This window comes from Vibrio sp. OPT46 (genome assembly GCF_015163535.1).
Classification (GTDB): Bacteria; Pseudomonadota; Gammaproteobacteria; order Enterobacterales; family Vibrionaceae; genus Vibrio; species Vibrio alginolyticus.
In genome coordinates, this window is record NZ_JADDYG010000641.1 from 1 (window position 1) to 2,854 (window position 2,854).

At 38.8% G+C, this 2,854-nt stretch carries 4 protein-coding genes; 2 read left to right on the top strand and 2 right to left on the bottom strand.

The window, feature by feature from the left end; genetic code table 11:
• The first annotated feature begins 424 nt into the window (after nucleotides 1-424).
• Both IQR33_RS23990 and IQR33_RS23995 read left to right on the top strand, forming a co-directional pair.
• Nucleotides 425-607 carry a hypothetical protein gene (locus tag IQR33_RS23990; RefSeq protein ID WP_193844127.1) on the top strand — a complete coding sequence of 61 codons (183 nt, stop codon included), beginning with the start codon at nucleotides 425-427 and terminating at the stop codon, nucleotides 605-607.
• Nucleotides 591-845, top strand: a complete 255-nt coding sequence (locus tag IQR33_RS23995) for a hypothetical protein (protein WP_054574984.1) — start codon at nucleotides 591-593, stop codon at nucleotides 843-845. Before IQR33_RS23990 ends, IQR33_RS23995 begins: the two co-directional genes overlap by 17 nt.
• A gap of 212 nt (nucleotides 846-1,057) precedes the next feature.
• Here IQR33_RS23995 and IQR33_RS24000 read toward each other — a convergent pair whose 3' ends face one another.
• A complete protein-coding gene (locus IQR33_RS24000; protein WP_140114261.1) occupies nucleotides 1,058-1,855 on the bottom strand; it encodes a hypothetical protein in 798 nt (265 codons plus the stop codon).
• A 36-nt stretch (nucleotides 1,856-1,891) separates the two neighbouring features.
• On the bottom strand, nucleotides 1,892-2,854 hold a 963-nt coding region (locus IQR33_RS24005; protein WP_193844128.1), incomplete at its 5' end, for a 3'-5' exonuclease.

Below are 2,854 nucleotides of genomic sequence, written 5' to 3' on the forward strand. Positions count from 1 at the left end.
GCTACATCTTCAGGATAAAGCTCGCATATTGCTTCTCTGTAAGCCTCTTGGCAAATAAAGTCACAACAACTGCTTTCTGCACTTCTTTTTATTCCAGCGATTAGCTCTCTAGACACAAACTGTACTTCCAACAAAAAAACAAGTTCAAACCTAATCTAATTTACCTTTTTTTTCAATGACTCCTATCGAGTTATCGATCCGTTAGATTATGATTTTTCTAACACCAAATCGGAAATTAATTCTTTATATTCAATATGTTTTGTTTAATGGAGTTAATGAACATTTCAGACATGATTAACACTCATAATCTCCTCAAATTGTCAAGGTCAAGAATTAATGCGTTTGTGCTACTGTCCAAGGCTTTTCCATAAGTTAAATTGGTTTCATGCATTCAAGGTAAACCATTGCTACTTAAGGAGAACTAATGAAATCAAATGTGCTCCCCTTTAAGGGAAAGCAAACGTCTAAACTTGAGACAAGTCAAGAACCACAAGTTACTGTACAAGAGCTCGCGCCCAGAGAGTTGTTTGATATGGCTTTTGGCGATGAGCAAGAGCGAACAAGGCTAAGAGAAATGAAGCGGAGGGAATATGGGTTTAGTAAATAATCAAAGTACTGAATATGAGCAGTACATCGATGAACAAGAAAAGCTAGTCGGTTTAATCAGAGTGGCTGGGGCAAGGATGTACGGCTATGGGTATGACGATGCTGTAGAAGACTGCCAAGACAGAATCAACATGCTTGAAAATGAACGTGAGTTGTTGGAAATCACGGTACATGAACAAGAGGAAAAGTTAAGACAAGTAGGCTCTCATTTAGGTGCCGGGCTCAGTAAGCTTAGGTAATCAGGTCTAACGCTGAACGCCCCCAAAAGCTATGCCATCCAGTCCATATTATTTTTTAGTCAGTTGGTCATTTAGTGAGAAGACCAACTGACTAGTTTGGAAAAGTTCGAATTACACTATGCGAGTCTACTTAACTAATTGAGGAAATTTCAATCATTATGCTCTTGTTATAGCAATCACCTAAGATAAAAAACCAAGTAATAAATCAGCACTTACTGCCTACCAGTGCTTTCTTTATAGTCTGGGAACCTTTCCTGATATCGTTTAGCAATAGAATGATAGCTATTGTTTTCTGAGACAACCCGGCCCCCTTCTAAAAACAAAATGTGCCTCACTGGTATACGTTCTCTGAGTAATTCTTCTAGTTCACTAAAATCGAAACGTTTCCCTAATTTACATTTGCAAACCGTACGTACTAAGCTCCCCATTTTGGAAACCCTTTGCTTCTCTAGAACAAGGGTATCAATATCATTATCAGTCCAAACGTTCGGATTAGGAGGTGTACCATTATGGTAGAATGCAAGATGATGGAGAATACAGGTAGACCCCTTAGGATTTCGGTCACCTATAGGTGTACCATTTGGTTTGCTTGAATAAAACTGCTCCCATACAACAAACCCTTGTTTGTTAGGTACTACCTGACGGGCTATCTGAGATGAAAAGTGAGAGATAGGTGGTTGATAATTAGGTTTCAGATAGTCCCAATTTGGCCGATCACTTTTTGCTTCAAACAAACATAGTTTCCCGACTCCCTTGTCATAATCAATCAATAGAACACAAGCATCAACGCCCCATGCTTGCTCTTCATTTGATTTCAACTTCTGTGAAAATGCAGCTGATTTTAACGGTAGCCTAGCATTAATCCTATTACGAATTTCTGCAGTTAGGACAGATGTATATTCATTTTCACTAGAAATGATACCTATACTAAAATCGGTTCGAAGATCAACATCAACCTGATTGATCAACTTTTCTATCAACTCTCTCGTTTCTCTGTCAAATAGTGCCATTTACTTACTTCTCCTAATTTACTCATCTCGATAGAATTATGATTGGCGTCTCTTTTTAAAACGGCCTGAGCTACTTCTTTTGTTCTTTTGAAACTCTCTTGCCAGTTCAAAAATGTTTTGTGAGCAACGTTGTACAGAATGAAACGGATGGGATTCTACGAATCGTAACTTGGCTCTTGTGATGGCGACATACATTAGATTCAACTCATCTCGAATTTCGTCTTCTGTACGCTCGATTAATTTCAATTGGTCACAAAAATCATCCCCTAGCACCACCTGGTCAAACTCTAGGCCTTTCGTTCTGTGGCAAGTTCCTACGACAACTTCAGCAGCCTCAATTTTATCCACTTTAGAACGCTTCAAGTTCTCATAAATATCAAACAAACCAGTATCATATTTAGAGACAAGTCTGAGGATTCTAGCCATATCGATGTTTTTCGTTTTTTTTGCAACTTCTACGAAATCTTCGAATGTAGTAAAATCACGCTTAAAGTCACGTGAGCGTATTTTATCGTACTGCTCTAGCTTCAAGTAGAGTAAATCAAAGAGCTCGTTAAATGGATAGTTATTAAAACCTCCAGTCCAGTAAATGTTCTTGCCACGTTCGTCAGCTTCTATCGCGACTTCAATCGTTAATACGATCGTACGGTTGATATAGGCTATCTGGAGATTTTCATCTAAATCGTTTTCTGAAGTTAAAACAGACTCGATAATGCCATTATCGGTCCCCTTAAGCCGTTCATGAACACCAAGTTGGTTCAGAAAGGCATTGGCATATGTAGCAACCTGTTCATTGAAGCGAAATGACTGGGTTAATGAGAAAACTTCGGCTCCACTATTTTCTTGAACTTTCAGTGCATCTTCGGCACCGCGATAACGATAAATTTGTTGCGACTCATCGCCACATACATAGACTCTCATATTAGTTTGAGCTTTCATAAAAGCTCTCACTGCAGGGTTAAGGTCTTGCCCCTCATCTACAAGTAGCACATCAAAATG